Here is a 17072-nt window from a genome sequence, read left to right as displayed (position 1 = left end):
GAAGTCTTGGGAGGCAGGTGCCATGGAAAGGCTGCTTTTTAGAAACCTTCGGCCGCTTTACGGCTGGCTGTTCATATTTTCCTGGTTTGCCATTCTCCTGCTCGTCACCTCCGTTTTCATCCGCGATGGCGGCATCGTTGCGCATCCGTTTCGGGCGTTCGTCATCCTGTTCTTCTGGGGCGTGGGTGGATGGTTCGCAATCAATGCGCTTGCCCGGCCGGTGGTTTCGGTCTGGCAGAACGATGTGCACGACTGGCTCGTCATCCGTCGCTGGCTCTGGACGCATGACGAACAGCATGTCGATCCGGACCGGCTGCCGGCGCCGGTGATCGAGGAGGAAGACGACGGAGATAGCGGCTGCCAGTATCGCTGCATGCTGACCACGCCCGGCGGCATTGTCGCATTCAGCGAGCATGTCCGGCCGGAGAAGGCGGCACTTTCGCGCGATCGCATGGCTTTCCTGATCCGCAGCGCCCGCGCGAAAGCGCCATTGGGCAATCCGCCTGTTGGCGGCTTTCGTTAAGCCGCCCGGTTCCAGGGCATGCGCTGCAGGAGCAGGGCGAGCCCGCACCAGCCGCTGAAGCCGGCGAAAGCCAGCATGAAACCGAAGAAGCCGGCCAGCGCAAAGGCGGGCGTCAGGCCAAGGAACCCAAGAACGACACAGATCAGCACGAGGCTGCCGACGACCATCTGCACCTGGCGGAAGATCGACACCCCGCCACCGTCCCTGCTCGCGCCGACGACAGGCAGCCCCGCCTCTTTCCATGCGGTAATCCCGCCTTCGAGATTGTAGGCCTCATGGCCGGGCAGGATGCTTTCGATGGTGCGGCATGCCTGCTCGCCGCGCCCACCCTTCAGGCAATGCACGACGATCCGGCGATCCTGCGGGATCGTCAGGACCTGCCTCAGGCCGGTGATGGAATTCAAGGGGAGAGAAGCGGCGGCAGCGATATGTTCGGCCCGGAATTCATCCGGTTCGCGCACGTCGATCAGGATCGCGTCGCCCGCAGCCAGCCATTCGGCGGCCTCGATTGCGGATATGGTTCTTGCGGTTTCGGCTGTCATTTCAGTTGCTCTTGCAAAAGTGCTGGTAGAGGACGCCCATCAGTTCGCTGACCGCCGGGTGGGCTATGAAATAGAAGAGCGTGCGATGCTCCCGCCGGTAGTCGACAATGCCTTCTTCCTTCAGCTTGGCGAGATGCTGCGACATCGAGGTCGGCGCGATACCGGTCGCGGCGATGAGATCCGAGACGTTCCGCTCTCCTTCCGCCAGCGCGCAGAGCACAAGCAGCCGGTGGGAGTTTGCAAGCCCCTTGAGAAAGTTTGCCACTTCTTCGGCCTTCACGGGCATTTCGTCGCTCAGATCCATCGGTATCTCTTTACAATTCATGTTTATATAATATCATGAAAATATGAATTGTAAAGGCTGAGGAGTTTGCCAATGAAGGATTATCGTCAGATCACCAGGGATATATCGAGCTATACCGCCGAGATGCGGAAACTGACGCCAGAGGCGATGCAAGGGTTCTACGCGCTCTCCAAAGGGGCGAGTGCCGACGGAACTCTCGACAAGAAGACAAAGGAACTGATCGCGTTGGCGATCGGCATCACCCAGCGTTGCGACGGTTGTATTGGTTTTCATGCCAAGGCCTTGCAGGGGCTTGGCGCGACGCGCCAGGAAATCGCCGAGGTGGCTGCGATGAGTGCCTATATGGGCGGTGGACCGGCGGTCATGTATGCGGCCGACGCGCTGCGCGCCTGGGACCAGTTTTCCGACATGGCATGAAAGAAGGGGGAGGGCGTCTCGCTCCAGTTCTTTCGGGACGCCGGCGCGAAAGATGGGTGGCCTAACCGTTCAAGTTCTGCTGCCCGGGCGGTGGCTGTGTCATGAAGGCAAAGCCTTCATCCGACCAGCGGCCATGCATAAAGAAACCGCCGCCCAGGGATGACGGCCGTCATAATTTGTTGGAGGTCGTTATTCCGTGGCCCTTATTCGGCAGCTTGGCGAGCCATCGGGTTGTTCGGATGGGTCGTCCAGTTGGCGTAGTTGGGGTCGACGATCTTGCCGGTCCGCCTGTCCGTCGCGCCGGCCGCCAGCGGCTCCATGGTAATGCAGTTCTCGACCGGACAGACATTGACGCAGAGATTGCAGCCGACGCATTCCTCTTCCATGACCTCGAAATGCCGGACGCCGTTGACCACCGAGGTGATCGCCTGGTGCGAGGTATCCTCGCAGACGATATGACAGCGGCCGCACTTGATGCAGGCGTCCTGGTCGATATGCGCCTTGGCGATGTAGTTGAGGTTGAGATACTGCCAGTCGGTGACATTCTGGACGGCACGGCCGGTAATATCGTCCAGAGTGCGGTGGCCTTTGGAATCCATCCAGTCGGAGAGACCGGTGATCATCTCCTGGACGATCTTGAAGCCATAGGTCATGGCCGCCGTGCAGACCTGCACGTTGCCGGCGCCGAGCACCAGGAACTCGGCTGCGTCGCGCCAGGTGGTGACGCCGCCGATGCCGGAGATCGGCAGTCCATAGGTCTCAGGGTCGCGGGCGATCTCGGCCACCATGTTGAGCGCGATCGGCTTCACCGCCGGGCCGCAATAACCGCCATGCGAACCCTTGCCGCCAACCGTCGGGTTCGGCGCGAAGTTGTCGAGATCGACGGACACGATCGAGTTGATCGTATTGATCAGTGAGACGGCGTCGGTTCCGCCGGCTTTTGCCGCGCGCGCAGGGCGGCGGATATCGGTGATATTGGGCGTCAGCTTGGTGATGACGGGCATGCGGGTGTATTGCTTGCACCAGCGGACCACCATTTCGATATATTCCGGCACCTGGCCAACCGCGGAACCCATGCCGCGTTCGGACATGCCGTGCGGACAGCCGAAGTTGAGTTCGATGCCGTCGCATTCGGTCTCCTCGACGAGCGGCAGGATGGCCTTCCAGGCGCTTTCCTCACAGGGAACCATGATCGAGGCGATCAGTGCCCGGTCCGGCCAGTTCTTCTTCACCTGCTTCATTTCGCGAAGGTTGGTGTAGAGGTCGCGGTCGGTGATCAGCTCGATATTGTTCAGGCCGAGCAGGCGGCGGTCGGCGCCCCAGATCGCGCCGTAACGCGGACCGTTGACGTTGACGACCGGCGGGCCTTCCTCGCCGAGTGTCTTCCAGACCACGCCGCCCCAGCCCGCCTTGAACGCCCGCTCGACATTGTAGGCCTTGTCGGTCGGCGGGGCAGAGGCGAGCCAGAACGGGTTCGGGGATTTGATGCCGACGAAATTGTTGCGGATATCAGCCATGATTCAGTTCTCCCTCGGGCCTATCTCACGCCACCGCGGTGGCTGGCCGCGCTCCGGCGGCGAGGGCACGGTTGATGGATTCGGCGGCATCGCGTCCCTGCGCGACGGCCGAGACGGTCAGGTCCTCGCCTATGCCTACGCAATCGCCTCCGGCCCAGATACCCTCAATGGAGGTGCGGCCTTCGGCATCCACCGCGATCTTGCCCTTCTCGAATTGCAGCGCGCCCAAGCCGGAGGCGGAAAAATTCTGGCCGATCGCCTTAAAAATCTGGTCGGCGGCGATGACGCCGGTCTCGCCGGTGCCGGCCAGCCTGCCGTCCCTGACGGCTGTATATTCCACTTCGATGCCGACCACCTTGCCGTCCTTGCCGAGGATCGATTTCGGCGCCAGCCAATGGCGGATGATGACGCCGTTGGCGGTGGCAAGATCCTGCTCGTAAGGTGAAGCGTTCATGTTCTCCTTGCCCCGGCGGTAGCAGATCGTCACCTCCTCGGCGCCGAGCAGTTTGGACTGGATCGCGGCGTCGATCGCCGTCATACCGCCACCGAGCACGACGATCCGCCTGCCGATCGGGATCGACGCCTTGTCCTTCGCCTGACGGAGGGCTGCAATGAAATCCACCGCGTCCTCGACGCCCGCAAGGTCCTCGCCTTCGATGCCGAGGCCGTTCACCCCTTGGAGGCCCATGCCGAGGAAGACCGCGTCGTATCTGCCGGAGAGGTCCGAGAGCGAGAAGTCGCGACCGAGCGCCTTGCCATGCTGGATCTCGATGCCGCCGAGAGCGATCACGTAGTCCACCTCGCGTTCGGCGAAATCGTCGACCGCCTTGTAGGCGGCGATGCCGTATTCGTTGAGCCCCCCGGATTTTTCACGGGCTTCGAACACGGTCACCGAGTGACCGTGCATGGCGAGCCGATGTGCGGCGGCAAGGCCTGCCGGACCTGCGCCGACGATCGCAATCGTCTTTCCGGTGGGGGCCTTGCGGGTATAGAACTGCCTGTCCTGTTCCATCGCAATGTCGGTGGAATAGCGCTGCAGCTTGCCGATCTCGACCGGTCTGTCTTCCGCCGTGTTTCGCACGCAGGCCTGTTCGCACAGCGTTTCGGTGGGGCAGACCCGGGCGCACATGCCGCCCAGAATGTTCTGGTCGAAGATCGTCTTGGCCGAGCCCAGCGGGTTTCCCGTCGATATCTGCCGGATGAACAGCGGGATATCGATGGAGGTGGGACAGGCCGTCATGCACGGCGCGTCGTAACAGAAATAACAGCGGTCGGCGGCGACCAACGCCTCGTGCCTGTCGAGACGCGGGTGAAGATCGGAAAAATTCGTCTCGTATTGAGCCTCCGAAAGGCGCCCCGCCACGATGCCGGTCGCAATGCCCCCTTGGTGGCCGCTTCCCAGTCGTTCCATCTTATGTTCCCTCTTTTATCGGATTCATGGACAACTATTGGGAAAAGGTAACACAGCAAAAAAATTTATCAAACGGTAAATTTTTGGCGGAGGCGAACGGGTTTCAGGTGGCCGAATATATCCTGATAAAAAGAGTCGACTTTAATCTTTACTCCGAAAATCAACTTTAATATGGTGCCCGCCATCGAGGGGTAAGCGCCCCGGAGAGATTCTGCCAACGGGGAACACCATGGCGAAGAAGCAGAAGCGGAAGAGCGGCAACAGCGGCGCGGAAGAAGCGTCCAAGGCACCGGCGCGCGGGGAAAGCGGCGCGGTCGATGTCCGCAGCTTCCTTTATGTCGGCGGCCGGGACTGCCAGGTGGCGCACCTGCGCGAGATCGCCAGCAATTACGGTGCGGAACTTATCCATCACGACGGCGGTTTGCGCGAGGCGGTTTCCCGCATCGATACCGTGCTGCCCTCGGTCGACTGTGTCTTCTGCCCCATCGACTGTATCAGCCACGATGCGTGTCTGAGGGTGAAGACCGGCTGCAAGAAGTTCGGCGTCGCCTTCGTGCCGCTTCGAAACGGTTCGAAATCCAGTCTGGAGCGGGCGCTCCAGACCATGAAGGAACGCAATGATGAACGAAGAACGTCATGACACCAGCCTTTTTATCGGACTGCACAAGCTTGCTGCGCAGAACGGCGACGGCTTGGTGCCGGAACTCTATGCCCTGCTGACGGCGCGTGCCGAAACCACCCCCGACATGACGAACGTGGTCGCCTTTCCAGGCAAACCGGTGTCCGAGGCCAAAGGCCCGTTGCGTGGGGGCACGCGGGGAACCATCCTGTCGTTCGTCAGAACGTGAGCTCATTCAGGCCCGTCATCCGCCCGTGAGGCCCTGAACGCCGTTACTGCAGGCGTCGGAAAAAAGGCGCCTGCCGAAACGATAAGCCAGCCGAGCATCATCAGCGTGCCGCCCGTCGGCGCGGCGAACGGAAACAGCCGGGCACCGAGATAATGGCGCGAGACGAGATCGCCGGCAAAGACGATCGTGCCGAGGCCAAGCACAAGCGCTGCGAGCGTTGACGTGCGCAAAGCGCGATGGCCGACGTAAAGCCCTAGCAGAACCGGCGCATGCGCGAGGCACATCGTCGATGCCGATCTGAGGAAAAGCAAGTCGCCTCCGTGGCTGGCCGCAGCGGCCAGGGCGACGCCGGCAGCACCCATCAGCCCGCTCACAAACAGAATCAACGGCCGGAGATTGTCGAGTCGTTCCAACGGCTTATTCCTTGTTCTGCATATGGAGGGCAAGCCGCTCCACCGGTGGCCAGATGATCTCCCGCAATTTCGGATTTTCAATCGTCTCTTCCATAGCGAGGCGGAAGCACAGCATCCATTCGTCTCGTTCGAGAGGACCGATTTCCGCGCCGAAATGTCGGGAGCGCAGGCGCGGGTGGCCGTATTTCTCTACATAGACAGGTGGGCCGCCGAGATAGCCGGTGAGATAGTCGTATAGTTTCTCCCCGCTGCCTTCGAGGCTCGGCGGATGAATGGCGCGGCAGTGAGCCGCCTCAGGCAACGTGTCCATCAGCTCGTAGAAGCGCTTCACCAGTGCTCGCACGGTGGCCTCGCCGCCGATCGCCTCGTAGAGTGTAACGGTCTCGCCCGCCATGTCCGTTTCCCGATATTCCGTTCGCCGGTGTTAGCTCCCAGCGGGGATGCGGGCAAGCGCCAAGGCGTCGCAGAGGGGCTGCGAACCACCCGCTCGGTTGCGTCAATCCGGGCCGGCGTCCGCTTCCTTCGCATCCGGCTCGGGGAGCGAGCCTGTTCCCGGCGTCTTGTCGCGGTCGATCAGGGACTCCTTGGCATGCGGCCCGGCAGGCGGGCGGTTTTCTGTTCTGGCACGCCTTTCGGTTTGCTCGACGGCGTCACGGGCTTGTTTGTCTTCGGCCATCCTTGGTCCTCCGGCATTCGGTATATTTTGGCGAACGCCCGGATAGGCGGCCGGTTCCGAGACTGACGAACAAGAGCCTGCTAAAGATAATAGCCGACGAAATTTCACTCCGGCAGGGAAACGAAAACTTAGTTGTAACGGGTGTCTGATTTCCCCCAGGGCTGGAGGAGTTTTCCATGTATGTGCTGCTGCTGATCCTTGTGCCGCTGGCGATCTTCACAGCCATGTTCGCGGGGGGCGCCTGGCATCTGCGCCAGGCCTACCGCAGGCAATATGTGGAGGATTGCTTCGTTCCCGTCTTTGCAGCCGAAAGCGCAAAGTCGCCGCGGACGCAAAGCGGGGTGGAGCCCGGCGGCCGTCTCCGCCGCCGCCCGCCTGTGATCCGAGCCGCCGCCTGAGCCCCTAGTTTTGTCTCCGCCGGCCGTTGCCGACAGAACGCTGAACGCCGTTGCGACAGCTATTCAGAATGGTTCGTAAGGAATGGTCGCTTCCGCCATCAATGTCGGCTCCGGCGTATCCGAGGGCAACAGTTCGCCTTTCGCCCAGATCCGCTTCAATTCATCGAGGTCCACGCCGGCGACGTTCACGTCTATGTCCGTCAGGGTTCCTGGCACGCGATAGGGGCAGCGCCGTTTCGAGCAGTTGGTGGCGGAGGAGAACTGCCAGAGGAAATAGTTCGGCCAGCCGCCCATCGGGAAGACGGACGCGATGTCGGGTTTATAACGCGCGTACCAGATGGGCAGGCGGGACAGGAGCGGATAATCCTTTCGCAGGGCGGCGATGTAGCGCGCCACGCTGTGGTTCGTGTAGAGGATCGGGTATCGGCCGGTTCTGGCCTTGATGTGCCGGACGAAGATCTCGGCGTCTTCGAGAGACATGAACTTGCTGCCGAGATCCTCGATATCGAGGACCATCAGATCCTTTTCGTCCGGTTCGGCATAGTCGAGGAAATGGTGTGCCTGATCGATCGGATTTCCCGGCCGGGCCAGGTGATAGGCTCCCCAGAGCAGGCCCGCACCGCGGGCAACGAGACGCCGGGTCTGGTAGAGTTCCTTGCTGACTGCGTATTTCCGCCACATCGTCTTGCAGTGCGCGAAAGTATCGCCCGCATGCTGGCCGGTGCAGGTGTAGCTTTCCGGCAGGCCGTCGGAAGCCTTGTGAATGAACCCGGCAATACGCTTGTCGGTCAGAAGCTTCTGCCAGTCGATGACATTCAGCTCGTAGGCGTCGACGACCAGCGGTACACGAGTATCCTTCCATGGCTGCTTCTGGCCCGCTTGCGCCGGGCCGAACCCGATCAGGCTTGCGGCCAATGCGGCAACCAATCCCATTTTTGCTGGCTTCACTCTCTTCATTGAGAAAAGGTGAATATTTATTATTAAGAGATAATTAATTTAGTGATCCATTATTGCGCGGGCGCATGTTCGTATGCCCAGGAGCCTCGCCGAGGTCGTCACCCCGATCGGTAACGCGCCGGCATCGCGCTCGCAGCGGTTCCGGTGGTGATATTTTTCATCGGCGCGGCAGGGCGGATCGAGGCTATCGCCTGCGGCTGGCGCAGTCCTCGGGCCCTACGACTTCGCCCTCGCGCTGACGGGTTTCATCCTGCTGACCTTCTGGAAGGCTCCACCGTGGATGGTGGTCGCATCGACGGCGGCGGCAAGCACCGGGCTCGCTTTCCTTTGGGCACCTGTCGATCGGAGATGGAGTCTCCCGTCACGGCATTTGGCGGATGCGATGCAGTTCGGTCTCCAGTACCCCAAGACTGATAGGCTTTCGAATGGTCGTCCAGTCACCGAAGCGTTTGTGATCGTCGTGCTGCTCATAACCTGTGCAGAACAGGAAAGGCACGCCGTGCGACTGTAGCCAATCCGCGAATTGGTAGACCGGTTTTCCGCCGAGATTGATATCCAGCACGGCGACATCCGGAAGCTGCGTACCGGAGACCAGCCGCATGGCTTCGTCGGTGGTCGCCGCCGGCCCGAGGATCTGCCAGCCTCGCGACTCCAGTTGGCTGCAAAGTTCCATGGCGATAAGTGCTTCGTCCTCGACGACGAGAATGCGGCCCGCCGAACCGGGCTCCGAGGGTTGGGGTAATTCGTCCTTGCCGATGGGCATGCCCGCCGTAAGGTCGGGCCGGTAGACAGAGGAAGGCAGTGTCGCAACCAGGTTCATCCCGGTGAGCGGCCAGTTGATCTCCAGCTTGCCGGCCAATTGCCGGGTTGCGACCTCCGTCACCAGAGTGGAGCCGAATCCCTTCGATACGGGCTTTTCAACCTTGGGTCCGCCTGTCTCGGTCCAGCGGATCTCCAGTTCGTTGCTCGGCAGGATGCGCCAGGAAACGTCGACGCGTCCTTCGGCGATCGACAGGGCGCCATATTTGACGGCGTTTGTCGCAAGCTCATGGATGAGAAGGCTGACCGGCTGCACCGCGTTGGGGCCGAGAGTGACGGCCGGGCCTCCGATCAGCAATTGGTTCACGCTTTGATAGGGTCTCGTTTCGTCGGTGATGATTGCCGCCAGATCGCCGCCCTCCCACCGGTTCTGGGCAAGCAGGGAATGGGCACGGCTCAATGCGGAAACCCGACCCCGGACTGCGCTGACGAACGCTTCCTTGGTGTCGGCACGGGTCAGGGAGACCAGGGCTTGCACCACTGCCAGCGCGTTCTTGGCCCGGTGATCCACTTCGCGAGCCAGCAACTGGCGGGAGTCTTCGTTCGCCTTGCGTTCGGTGATGTCGCGCAGGATGACCGTGGCGAGTTTTCCTTCGCCGATACGGACCTGCGAGATCGACGCTTCCAGGGGAAATTCCTCGCCATTGGCGCGAAGGCCGCTGATGGCCCCCAAGGCGCCCATTCGCCGGTTGGTGACGCCCGTCTCCTTGAAGAGGCGGATATGCTCCCCATGTCCGGCGCGGAACCGCTCCGGGATGAAACGCTCGATCGGAGAGCCGAGCGCCTCCTGGCGTGCAACGCCGAACATGCGCTCTGCGGCCGGATTGAACAGCACGATCCGCTGGTCTTCGTCGATCGTGATCAGGGCGTCCATTGCTGATTCCACGATGCCCTCCATCCGCCGTCGGCTTTCCAGCAGGGCATCCTCGGCGGCCTTGCGCTCGGTGATGTCGCGCAGGATGACGGTTGCAAGGCGCTCGCCGCCAACCTCGACCTGTGAGATAGAGGCTTCGATGGGAAATTCCTTGCCATCCGTCCGCAGACCGCTGATGGCGCCGAGCGATCCCATCTGCCGGGTGGTCACGCCCGTCTCGGTGAAACGGCGTATATGCGTTGCATGTGCCGCGCGGTAGCGCTCCGGAATGAACTGGGAAATGTGCCGACCGAGCGCCTCGCTCGCCGGCAGGCCGAACATCCGCTCGGCGGCGGGATTGAACAGGATGATACGCTGCTCGTCATCGATGGTGATGATGCCGTCCATCGCCGAGGCGACGATGCCCTCGAGACGTTGCATGATTTCAGCGTCGGTCTTCCGACGGAGGATCTGGTGATGGTGTGGGCGAGGTTCCATGGAGGCATACCCGAATCGCCGCGCAATATTGCGCATCTGGTTGCAGTTATTATTCCAATTCTCGCATTTGGTGAAGCTTACGAAAGTCGGTAGACGAAGGGCCCAGGCGGATGGATGCGCGCCGCGCCCTACATTCGCTCATCTTCAACGTTTTGGACCGCAGAACGTTGCGCCGACGGACGCTGCACCGGTGCCGACCTCCGAGCGCGCCCGAGGCGTGGCTTTTCCATCAGGCGGGTACGACCGGCACTGCTTTGGCCACGGGAATGGGGAAGGGGTTGGCAAAATGGCACGCGGCAAGCTGGCCGGTCGCTACTTCGCGCAAGGGAGGGCGCTCGACGCTGCAGATGTCCTGGCGGATCGGGCAGCGGGTGTGGAAGCTGCAGCCGGACGGCACACGTTTGGGACTGGGAACGTCGCCCTCCAGGATGATGCGCCTGGCCTTGCGGTCCGGATCGGGTTCCGGTGCCGCGGATAAAAGCGCTTGCGTATAGGGATGCTGCGGCATGCCGTAGATCTGCTTCTTCGGGCCGATCTCGACGATGCGGCCGAGATACATGACCGCCACCCGGTCTGCGATGTGCCGCACGACGGCAAGGTCGTGGGCGATGAACAGGAAGGAGAAGTTCTTCTGTCTCTGCAGGTCCTGCATGAGGTTAATGATCTGCGCCTGCACCGAGACGTCGAGGGCCGAGACCGGTTCGTCGGCGACGATGAAGCTCGGGTCGACGGCGATCGCCCGGGCGATGCCGATGCGCTGGCGCTGGCCGCCGGAAAACTGGCGCGGATGCCGGTCCATGAAGCTCGGTGAAAGCCCGACCTGATTCATGAGGTCTGCGACGCGATCGCGGCGCTCCCGGCGCGAGCGGACGATGCCGAAGACGTCGAGCGGTTCGGCGATGATCTGCGCGACAGTGCGGCGGGGACTGAGCGAACCGTAAGGGTCCTGAAAGATCATCTGCAGGTGGCGGCGCATGTCGCGCATCCTGCCGGCCGGCAGGTGGGTGAGTTCGGTGTTCTCGAAAAAGATCTTGCCGGCCGTCGGATCGATCAATCGCAGCAGCAGGCGTCCGAGTGTGGACTTGCCGCAGCCCGATTCGCCGACCAGCGCCAGCGTCTCGCCGTGGTTGACGGAGAAGGAACAGCCGTCGACGGCGCGCACCTCGTCTGCCGGTTTCCCAAGGCTGAGACTGCTGCCGGACCTGAAGGTCTTGCCGAGGTCTTCGACGCGAATGATGGAATCCGTCATCACAGCGCAACCTCCTTCGCCTTCGCATCCGCCTGTCCGGCCGTCACCCAGCATGCGGCCCGCTGGTCCGGGCCGAACGAGAACATCGGCGGCATTTCCTGGGCACATTTGTCGATGCGCAGCGAACAGCGCTGGTAGAAGGGACAGCCCTTCTTGACCGAACCCGCCAGCGGCACGGAACCGGGAATCTGGTAGAGTCGGTCGCGGTCGTCGTCGAGTTTCGGGATCGATTGCAGCAGGCCGCGCGTATAGGGATGCTGCGGGTTGCGGAAGATCGAGCGGATATCCGCTTCCTCGACCACCCGGCCGGCATACATGACGACGACGCGTTCGCAGACATCGGCGATCACGCCGAGATCGTGGGAGATCAGAAGCACCGCGGTGTTAAGCGTGCGGCGCAGCTTGTGCATCAGGTCCAGCACCTGCGCCTGGATCGTCACGTCGAGCGCCGTCGTCGGTTCGTCGGCAATCAGGAGTTTCGGATTGCAGACCAGCGCCATGGCGATCATGACGCGCTGGCGCATGCCGCCCGAAAACTGATGCGGATAGGAATCGAGACGCCCGGCCGGATCGGGAATGCCGACGAGGCGCAGCATCTCGATAACGCGCTCGCGCCGCTTTTCTCCGGGCATGTCCTCGTGCAGCTTGATCGCTTCGCCGATCTGGTCGCCGATCGTCATGACCGGGTTGAGCGAACTCATCGGTTCCTGGAAGATCATGGCGATATCACGGCCGCGGATGTCGGGCATTTCCGAGCGCGGAAGGTCCAGCAGGTTGACACCGTTGAACTCGATACGGCCCTGAACGATGCGTCCCGGCGGCTCGGAGATCAGCCTGAGGATCGATAGTGAGGTGATCGATTTGCCGGAACCGGATTCTCCGACGATGCCGACAGCGCCGGCGGGCGGGATCTCGAAGCTGACGCCGTCGACGACGCGGATGGGGTTCGCCTTCGGCCCGAACTCGACCGCGAGATTATCCACTTTGAGGAGCGGCACGGTCATTCCGATATCTCCGGATCGAGCACGTCGCGAACGACATCGCCCAGCAGGTTGAAGGAGAGGACGACGCAGGTGATGGCGAAGCCGGCGCCGATGATCGGCCAGGGCGAGCCGAAGAGGTTGTTGAGGCCGTCGCGGATAATGTTGCCCCAGCTCGGATTCGGCGGCTGCGTGCCGATGCCGAGGAAGCTCAGCGAGGCTTCGAGGCGGATGGCCGACGCGACCCAGAGCGTCATCAGCACCACGATCGGGGCCGCGATGTTCGGTATGACATGGCGGAAGATGATCACCGGCGTCCGCACGCCGACCGCAATCGCCGCCTCGATATAGGGTTCCTGCTTGACCGCCAGCGTCGATGCGCGTGCGACGCGGGCGAAACCCGGAACGAAGGCGACGGTGATGACCGCGATGACGTTCCAGAACCCGCCGCCGAGCACCGCCGCGATCATGATCGCCAGCAGGAGTTCGGGGAAGGCGAGAAGAAGATCGACGACACGGGAGATGATGCGGTCGACGACGCCGCCGAAATAACCGGCGACAACGCCGAGGATCGTGCCGCAGATCGCCGCAAGCACCGGTGATACAAGGCCGAAGATCAGCGAGTTGCGCGAGCCGTAGATCATGCGCGACAGCACGTCGCGGCCGAACTGATCGGTGCCGAGCCAGTTGGCGGCCGAAGGCAGCCGGTTGATCTTGAGGATGCTCTGGGCAAGCGGATCATAGGGTGCCAGAAACGGCGCGAAGACAGCGACGGTCACGAAGATCAGTACGACAGCGAGCGCGAAGATCGTCGAAGGCCTCGAGAACAGCGCATAGGCGAGCCGGCTGAGCGCCTTGGGTTCTGGCGCCAGGGAAGGTGCAGGGAGCTGGGAATGTTCGGTCGCGACGGTCATCACTGCACCCGGATTCTGGGATCGACGACGATGTAGACGAGGTCCATCAGAAGGTTGATGAGCACCACGAAGAGCGAAAAGATCACCACGCCGCCCTGGATGACCGCATAGTCGCGTTCGGAAATCGCACTGATCAGCAGCTTGCCGATGCCGGGCCGGTTAAAGACCAGTTCGATCGCGACCGAACCGGACAGCGTCGCGAGCGTGCTGAGGCCGATGCCGGTGGTGAGCGGCAGAAGCGCGTTGCGCAGGCCGTGCCTGTAGATCACGCGCGGTTCGCGGGCGCCTTTGGCGCGGGCGGTGCGGATGTAGTCCTTGCCGAAGACTTCGAGCAGCGAGGTGCGCGTCAGCCTGCCGATGAAGGCGGCCTTGACGAGGGCCAGCGTCACCGCCGGCAGGAAGACGTGATGCATGCGGTCGAAAAAGCCCTCGCCGCCGCCGTTGATCGGAAACCATCCGAGATTCAGCGAGAAGGTGATCAGCAGCAGCGCGCCGAGATAGAAATCCGGCACCGCGTAGCCGAGCAGCGAGAAGCCCCGCACGGCATTGTCCGCCGCCTTGTTGCGATGGGTCGCAGCCAGCACACCGAGCGGAATGCCGAAGCCGACGCCGAGGATCATCGCCACGATGGTGAGTTCGATCGTATAGGGCAGGTTATAGGCGATCAGCGCGAGAACAGACTGGTTGTTCATCAGCGATCTGCCGAAATCGAGCGTCAGCATGCCCCAGACGAAATTGATGTATTGCAGCCAGAGCGGGGCGTTGAGGCCCATTTTTTCCCGGAAAAGTTCAAGCTGCTCCGGCGTCGCCATGTCACCCAGCGCGGCGATCGCGGGGTCGCCCGGCAGAATGCGCATGGCGATGAAGACAAGGGTGAGCACGAGCAGAATCGTAGGGACAGCATCCGCCAGTCTCAGCAACAGGTATCGCGCCATGGTCTTTCCTCCTCCCAGGTCGCGCATCCCGCTTCGCCTCCCTGCAAGGCGGAACCGCGCTATATTTGTGCAACTGGCCGCCGACCGCCAGACTCAATCTTGCAAGGCCGTCAAATAAGGCTCGTTGGCTAGGTTGGGCTGCAATCCTGGCGATAGAAGCGAGCGGCCATTCTGCCGGAAGCTGACGAAATACTGCAGATGATACTTCGACTGCGTGTAGTCGGCCGGGATGGTGGCGGCGAAACCGGCCCCCTGTCGCCGCATCGGCATGGATTTCCAGCGCTCGGCCTGGTTGACATGCCGGTAGTGCAGGATGGGTTCGTCTTCGGCCTCGCCCGAGAATGTCACCTCGAAGGGCTGGCCGGGCTTGAAGGCGGCGGCGCCCACGATGCCCGAAGGGCTGGAGGCGACGGGAATATGCGCTTCAAGGGCCGCGATGGCCGCCTCCGCCTTCGGGCTTGCCGGAACGCTTTCGTAGGAGCCGCCGCCGCGCAGGGATTCGAGATCGCCCAGTTCCGCCTGCATTTCCGGCAGGCGCGTGTGCCACGAACCGCGCAACCAGGGCTGCGGACCATAGGTGAGATCGTCCATATAGATGTCGCGAGAGATGTCGGCGATCTTCTGCCAGGCCATCAGCGATCGGTTTGCGTGGTCGATGACGTGGTCCATCAGCGGCGTGACCTTGGTGGCGACGAAGAGTTCGGCCCAGCAGGCGGCACGGAAGCGTTCGGCGAAGAACCGCGCGAGCCCGGCGCAGATCTGGATGTCGACGATCATGCGCTGCACGTCGATGGAGCCGAAGCTCTTTGTGCCGGTGGCCTTCAGCACTTCGCTTTCGCAGCCGTTCGCCATCTCGTCCAGCCAGTCAGCGACGTCGAGCGGCGTGTAGCGGTGCGACGATCTGCCGGCGAGCAACAGGCCGGCGTATTCGCGGGCGTTGACGAAGAGAGCGGGGTCGAAGGTCGGTGCATTGCCGAAACGGACCGGCCCTTCCATGTCGAAGCCGTAGGCACGCCGTCCGGATCCCTCGATCAGCGCGAGGTTGGTGTAAACCTCCGGCCAGTAGTGGTTGTTGGAAGCCGACGGGCCGTGCGCCAGCGTGATCAGCGGCAGGACGCGGCTTGCCCAGGAAAGACCCTTTTCGCAGGCTTCCGCCGCATCGCCGCAGGTCTGTTCGAGATAACGCATCCAGCTTTCACGCGGCGCTTCCGGGTTATAAAGCAACCGGCCCCAGACGCGGTACTGGTAGTCGTAGCGCTGCCAATCGTAGCGGGGAGCATAACCCTGTTTCCGATAGCTGAAGCGGCCGCCCGGAATGCCGGTGCCCATGCGCCCCTTGAAGCCCAACGGTTCGCACCATTCCACTCCGTCGGAGCCGGCAAACATCGAGCTGCGGCCATAACCGGCAGCAAATTCCGGATCGCCCCAGAGGAGCACGCGCTGCGTGCCCGGCCAGATGCGGTAGATGACCTTGTAGTCCTTGTCGGCCGTCAGCAAGTCGCCGTAGGAGTAGCGCAGGAACTTGCGGGAGCCCTCGCTCAATTGCTCGCGTTCGCTGCGGGCGACTTCCGGCGGGTATTCTTTGTCGCGGATCGCCGACATGTGATAGGGCGGCCCCATATGCTCGGCGAGGTATTTGGGCGACGCGGCGATCGGCATGCCGCTGTCCCGGGCGATCCCGATCATCTTGTGGTCGAGGCCCTTGCCGTGCATGTCGATCTCGACCGGCCGGCCGGCATCGGCGACGCCTGCGAAAGCTTCCTCCCAGAACCCGTATTCGCCTTCGGCAATGCCGCCTTCCACATGGACGCGGAAGGTCAGGCCGGTGATCTCGGGCACTTCCTTCAAGAGCGCAGTGATCGCCTGGCGGCAATAGGGGGCGAGATTGTCCTTGGTGATACCGGTCACTGTGTAGTTGGCGCGCGGCACGTCATCGAAGTCGTAGCGCTGGGTCCAGAGCGCCAGCTGGAATTCGAGTCCGCGCTTTGCCGCCTCCCGCCCGATGAACTTCAGCATTTCGAGGTTCTGCTGTCGTTCGTCGTCGGGCAGTTCGGCGACCTTCACCCCATGGCCTGGAAGATCGAGCAGATAGGGATAGGGGAAATAGAAGTAGACGTCGGTGATCCAGGGATTGTGGTAGGGGTAGTTGTAGCCGAAGCCCAGCGCCAGCGAGAAACGGTTGAAGCGGTTGGCTGCAAGCATCGACAAGTACTCACGCCATTGCTGGCGGTCGTAGAACCAGACCTTGTCCTCCTGCTCGCTGCAGAACATCCGGCTCATGCTGCGAATGCGGGCCGACGGCCGCTCGACCAGCGGAAACATGCCTTCGAACAGATCTTCTCCCTGTGCAAAGCGTACCCGGTCGGCAAGTTCGGTCAATGCGAAGACGAGACCGCGCTCGTCCGATCCCCAGGCGATGATATTGCCGCTTTCACGAGTCAGAACGAAGCTTTCCGGCGTCTGCGGCAGATCAACCGGCGGGAGCTTGCCGCCAGTCAGGCCAGCACCGGAAACATCGATCACCATGCCCGACCGCGCCGAGCTGGCGACCTGTGCCTGCACCTTGCGCCGGGCGAGCGCGCCCTGCAGCTCGGTGGTGGCCCAGTGGACAGGTCCGGTGGCCGCTTCCGGCAGAACGATGGTGACCGAGGTCGGAGCAGTCATAATGTCAGTCCTCTAAAAATAAGTCTTACACGGCGGGCGGGGCAGAACGGGGGCCGTATGCCAAACGCTGGTGGTTTTCCCGACCGTTTTGCCGACCCACGAATCCTTAAAATCACTATGTCTCACCAGCCGGGGACGCGCCCCGGTTTGGGTT

At 62.3% G+C, this 17072-nt stretch carries 19 protein-coding genes; 5 read left to right on the top strand and 14 right to left on the bottom strand.

What is annotated here, in order from left to right:
* Positions 1–22 precede the first annotated feature (22 nt).
* Positions 23–523 carry a hypothetical protein gene (locus DMO26_RS08630; protein WP_117191648.1) on the top strand — a complete coding sequence of 167 codons (501 nt, stop codon included), beginning with the start codon at positions 23–25 and terminating at the stop codon, positions 521–523.
* Here the strand turns inward: DMO26_RS08630 and DMO26_RS08625 are convergent.
* Positions 520–1065, bottom strand: coding sequence for a rhodanese-like domain-containing protein (locus DMO26_RS08625; RefSeq protein ID WP_117191646.1), 546 nt, complete (start codon positions 1063–1065; stop codon positions 520–522). The two genes, DMO26_RS08630 and DMO26_RS08625, sit on opposite strands and share 4 nt — an antisense overlap.
* 1 nt (position 1066) lies before the next feature.
* A complete protein-coding gene (locus DMO26_RS08620) occupies positions 1067–1369 on the bottom strand; it encodes an ArsR/SmtB family transcription factor (RefSeq protein WP_226951237.1) in 303 nt (100 codons plus the stop codon).
* A gap of 72 nt (positions 1370–1441) precedes the next feature.
* On the opposite strand from DMO26_RS08620, the gene DMO26_RS08615 reads away from it, so the two are divergent.
* The gene (locus DMO26_RS08615) at positions 1442–1786 is read left to right on the top strand and encodes a carboxymuconolactone decarboxylase family protein (RefSeq protein ID WP_205421190.1); all 345 of its coding nucleotides are present in this window, start codon (positions 1442–1444) and stop codon (positions 1784–1786) included.
* Between the two features lie 203 nt (positions 1787–1989).
* On the opposite strand, the gene preA is transcribed toward DMO26_RS08615, so the two are convergent.
* Positions 1990–3303, bottom strand: a complete 1314-nt coding sequence (gene preA, locus DMO26_RS08610; protein WP_117191641.1) for an NAD-dependent dihydropyrimidine dehydrogenase subunit PreA — start codon at positions 3301–3303, stop codon at positions 1990–1992.
* Positions 3304–3328: 25 nt separating this feature from the next.
* On the bottom strand, positions 3329–4714 hold the full coding sequence (locus tag DMO26_RS08605; protein ID WP_117191640.1) for an NAD(P)-dependent oxidoreductase: 1386 nt from the start codon (positions 4712–4714) through the stop codon (positions 3329–3331).
* Between the two features lie 229 nt (positions 4715–4943).
* On the opposite strand from DMO26_RS08605, the gene DMO26_RS08600 reads away from it, so the two are divergent.
* Complete coding sequence (locus DMO26_RS08600) at positions 4944–5354, top strand: DUF2325 domain-containing protein (protein ID WP_117191639.1); 411 nt, start codon at positions 4944–4946, stop codon at positions 5352–5354.
* A complete protein-coding gene (locus DMO26_RS08595; protein ID WP_162894763.1) occupies positions 5332–5562 on the top strand; it encodes a hypothetical protein in 231 nt (76 codons plus the stop codon). Before DMO26_RS08600 ends, DMO26_RS08595 begins: the two co-directional genes overlap by 23 nt.
* 2 nt (positions 5563–5564) lie before the next feature.
* On the opposite strand, the gene DMO26_RS08590 is transcribed toward DMO26_RS08595, so the two are convergent.
* From DMO26_RS08590 to DMO26_RS08580, 3 genes are all read right to left on the bottom strand, one after another.
* Positions 5565–5975: a DUF423 domain-containing protein gene (locus DMO26_RS08590; protein ID WP_117191637.1), complete on the bottom strand. Its 411-nt coding sequence runs from the start codon at positions 5973–5975 to the stop codon at positions 5565–5567.
* A gap of 4 nt (positions 5976–5979) precedes the next feature.
* Positions 5980–6369, bottom strand: coding sequence for a group II truncated hemoglobin (locus tag DMO26_RS08585; RefSeq protein WP_117191635.1), 390 nt, complete (start codon positions 6367–6369; stop codon positions 5980–5982).
* Between the two features lie 102 nt (positions 6370–6471).
* Positions 6472–6651, bottom strand: coding sequence for a hypothetical protein (locus tag DMO26_RS08580; protein WP_117191633.1), 180 nt, complete (start codon positions 6649–6651; stop codon positions 6472–6474).
* A gap of 176 nt (positions 6652–6827) precedes the next feature.
* Between DMO26_RS08580 and DMO26_RS08575 the strand changes: the two genes are divergently transcribed.
* Positions 6828–7049 (top strand): hypothetical protein, encoded by a 222-nt coding sequence (locus DMO26_RS08575; protein ID WP_117191632.1) that lies wholly within the window; start codon positions 6828–6830, stop codon positions 7047–7049.
* 63 nt (positions 7050–7112) lie between these two features.
* Here the strand turns inward: DMO26_RS08575 and DMO26_RS08570 are convergent, their stop codons facing one another.
* From DMO26_RS08570 to DMO26_RS08540, 7 genes are all read right to left on the bottom strand, one after another.
* Entirely contained in the window at positions 7113–7982 is an 870-nt protein-coding gene (locus DMO26_RS08570; protein WP_404947031.1) for a glycoside hydrolase family 25 protein, read from the bottom strand.
* 385 nt (positions 7983–8367) lie between these two features.
* Complete coding sequence (locus DMO26_RS08565) at positions 8368–10119, bottom strand: PAS domain S-box protein (protein WP_226951236.1); 1752 nt, start codon at positions 10117–10119, stop codon at positions 8368–8370.
* Positions 10120–10405: 286 nt separating this feature from the next.
* The gene (locus DMO26_RS08560) at positions 10406–11425 is read right to left on the bottom strand and encodes an ABC transporter ATP-binding protein (RefSeq protein ID WP_117191629.1); all 1020 of its coding nucleotides are present in this window, start codon (positions 11423–11425) and stop codon (positions 10406–10408) included.
* Complete coding sequence (locus tag DMO26_RS08555) at positions 11425–12429, bottom strand: ABC transporter ATP-binding protein (RefSeq protein WP_117191627.1); 1005 nt, start codon at positions 12427–12429, stop codon at positions 11425–11427. The genes DMO26_RS08560 and DMO26_RS08555 overlap by 1 nt, the downstream gene beginning before the upstream one ends.
* Complete coding sequence (locus DMO26_RS08550; RefSeq protein ID WP_117191626.1) at positions 12426–13319, bottom strand: ABC transporter permease; 894 nt, start codon at positions 13317–13319, stop codon at positions 12426–12428. Before DMO26_RS08550 ends, DMO26_RS08555 begins: the two co-directional genes overlap by 4 nt.
* Positions 13319–14254 (bottom strand): ABC transporter permease, encoded by a 936-nt coding sequence (locus DMO26_RS08545; RefSeq protein ID WP_117191625.1) that lies wholly within the window; start codon positions 14252–14254, stop codon positions 13319–13321. The genes DMO26_RS08550 and DMO26_RS08545 overlap by 1 nt, the downstream gene beginning before the upstream one ends.
* Positions 14255–14347: 93 nt before the next feature.
* Positions 14348–16918 (bottom strand): hypothetical protein, encoded by a 2571-nt coding sequence (locus DMO26_RS08540; protein WP_117191624.1) that lies wholly within the window; start codon positions 16916–16918, stop codon positions 14348–14350.
* Positions 16919–17072 lie beyond the last annotated feature (154 nt).

Origin of the sequence: Rhizobium terrae (assembly GCF_003425685.1) — a bacterium.
Lineage (GTDB): Bacteria > Pseudomonadota > Alphaproteobacteria > Rhizobiales > Rhizobiaceae > Neorhizobium > Neorhizobium terrae.
Note: the sequence above shows the minus strand (reverse complement) of the source record. Positions and strands in the feature narration are given on the sequence as shown.

Excerpts from the sequence above, each read along its gene's own strand:
- DMO26_RS08630 (WP_117191648.1), top strand. The coding sequence starts at position 23 with ATGGAAAGGCTGCTTTTTAGAAACCTTCGGCCGCTTTACGGCTGGCTG.
- DMO26_RS08625 (WP_117191646.1), bottom strand. The coding sequence starts at position 1,065 with ATGACAGCCGAAACCGCAAGAACCATATCCGCAATCGAGGCCGCCGAA.
- DMO26_RS08620 (WP_226951237.1), bottom strand. The coding sequence starts at position 1,369 with ATGGATCTGAGCGACGAAATGCCCGTGAAGGCCGAAGAAGTGGCAAAC.
- DMO26_RS08615 (WP_205421190.1), top strand. The coding sequence starts at position 1,442 with ATGAAGGATTATCGTCAGATCACCAGGGATATATCGAGCTATACCGCC.
- preA (WP_117191641.1), bottom strand. The coding sequence starts at position 3,303 with ATGGCTGATATCCGCAACAATTTCGTCGGCATCAAATCCCCGAACCCG.
- DMO26_RS08605 (WP_117191640.1), bottom strand. The coding sequence starts at position 4,714 with ATGGAACGACTGGGAAGCGGCCACCAAGGGGGCATTGCGACCGGCATC.
- DMO26_RS08600 (WP_117191639.1), top strand. The coding sequence starts at position 4,944 with ATGGCGAAGAAGCAGAAGCGGAAGAGCGGCAACAGCGGCGCGGAAGAA.
- DMO26_RS08595 (WP_162894763.1), top strand. The coding sequence starts at position 5,332 with ATGATGAACGAAGAACGTCATGACACCAGCCTTTTTATCGGACTGCAC.
- DMO26_RS08585 (WP_117191635.1), bottom strand. The coding sequence starts at position 6,369 with ATGGCGGGCGAGACCGTTACACTCTACGAGGCGATCGGCGGCGAGGCC.
- DMO26_RS08580 (WP_117191633.1), bottom strand. The coding sequence starts at position 6,651 with ATGGCCGAAGACAAACAAGCCCGTGACGCCGTCGAGCAAACCGAAAGG.
- DMO26_RS08575 (WP_117191632.1), top strand. The coding sequence starts at position 6,828 with ATGTATGTGCTGCTGCTGATCCTTGTGCCGCTGGCGATCTTCACAGCC.
- DMO26_RS08570 (WP_404947031.1), bottom strand. The coding sequence starts at position 7,982 with ATGGGATTGGTTGCCGCATTGGCCGCAAGCCTGATCGGGTTCGGCCCG.
- DMO26_RS08565 (WP_226951236.1), bottom strand. The coding sequence starts at position 10,119 with ATGCAACGTCTCGAGGGCATCGTCGCCTCGGCGATGGACGGCATCATC.
- DMO26_RS08560 (WP_117191629.1), bottom strand. The coding sequence starts at position 11,425 with ATGACGGATTCCATCATTCGCGTCGAAGACCTCGGCAAGACCTTCAGG.
- DMO26_RS08555 (WP_117191627.1), bottom strand. The coding sequence starts at position 12,429 with ATGACCGTGCCGCTCCTCAAAGTGGATAATCTCGCGGTCGAGTTCGGG.
- DMO26_RS08550 (WP_117191626.1), bottom strand. The coding sequence starts at position 13,319 with ATGACCGTCGCGACCGAACATTCCCAGCTCCCTGCACCTTCCCTGGCG.
- DMO26_RS08545 (WP_117191625.1), bottom strand. The coding sequence starts at position 14,254 with ATGGCGCGATACCTGTTGCTGAGACTGGCGGATGCTGTCCCTACGATT.
- DMO26_RS08540 (WP_117191624.1), bottom strand. The coding sequence starts at position 16,918 with ATGACTGCTCCGACCTCGGTCACCATCGTTCTGCCGGAAGCGGCCACC.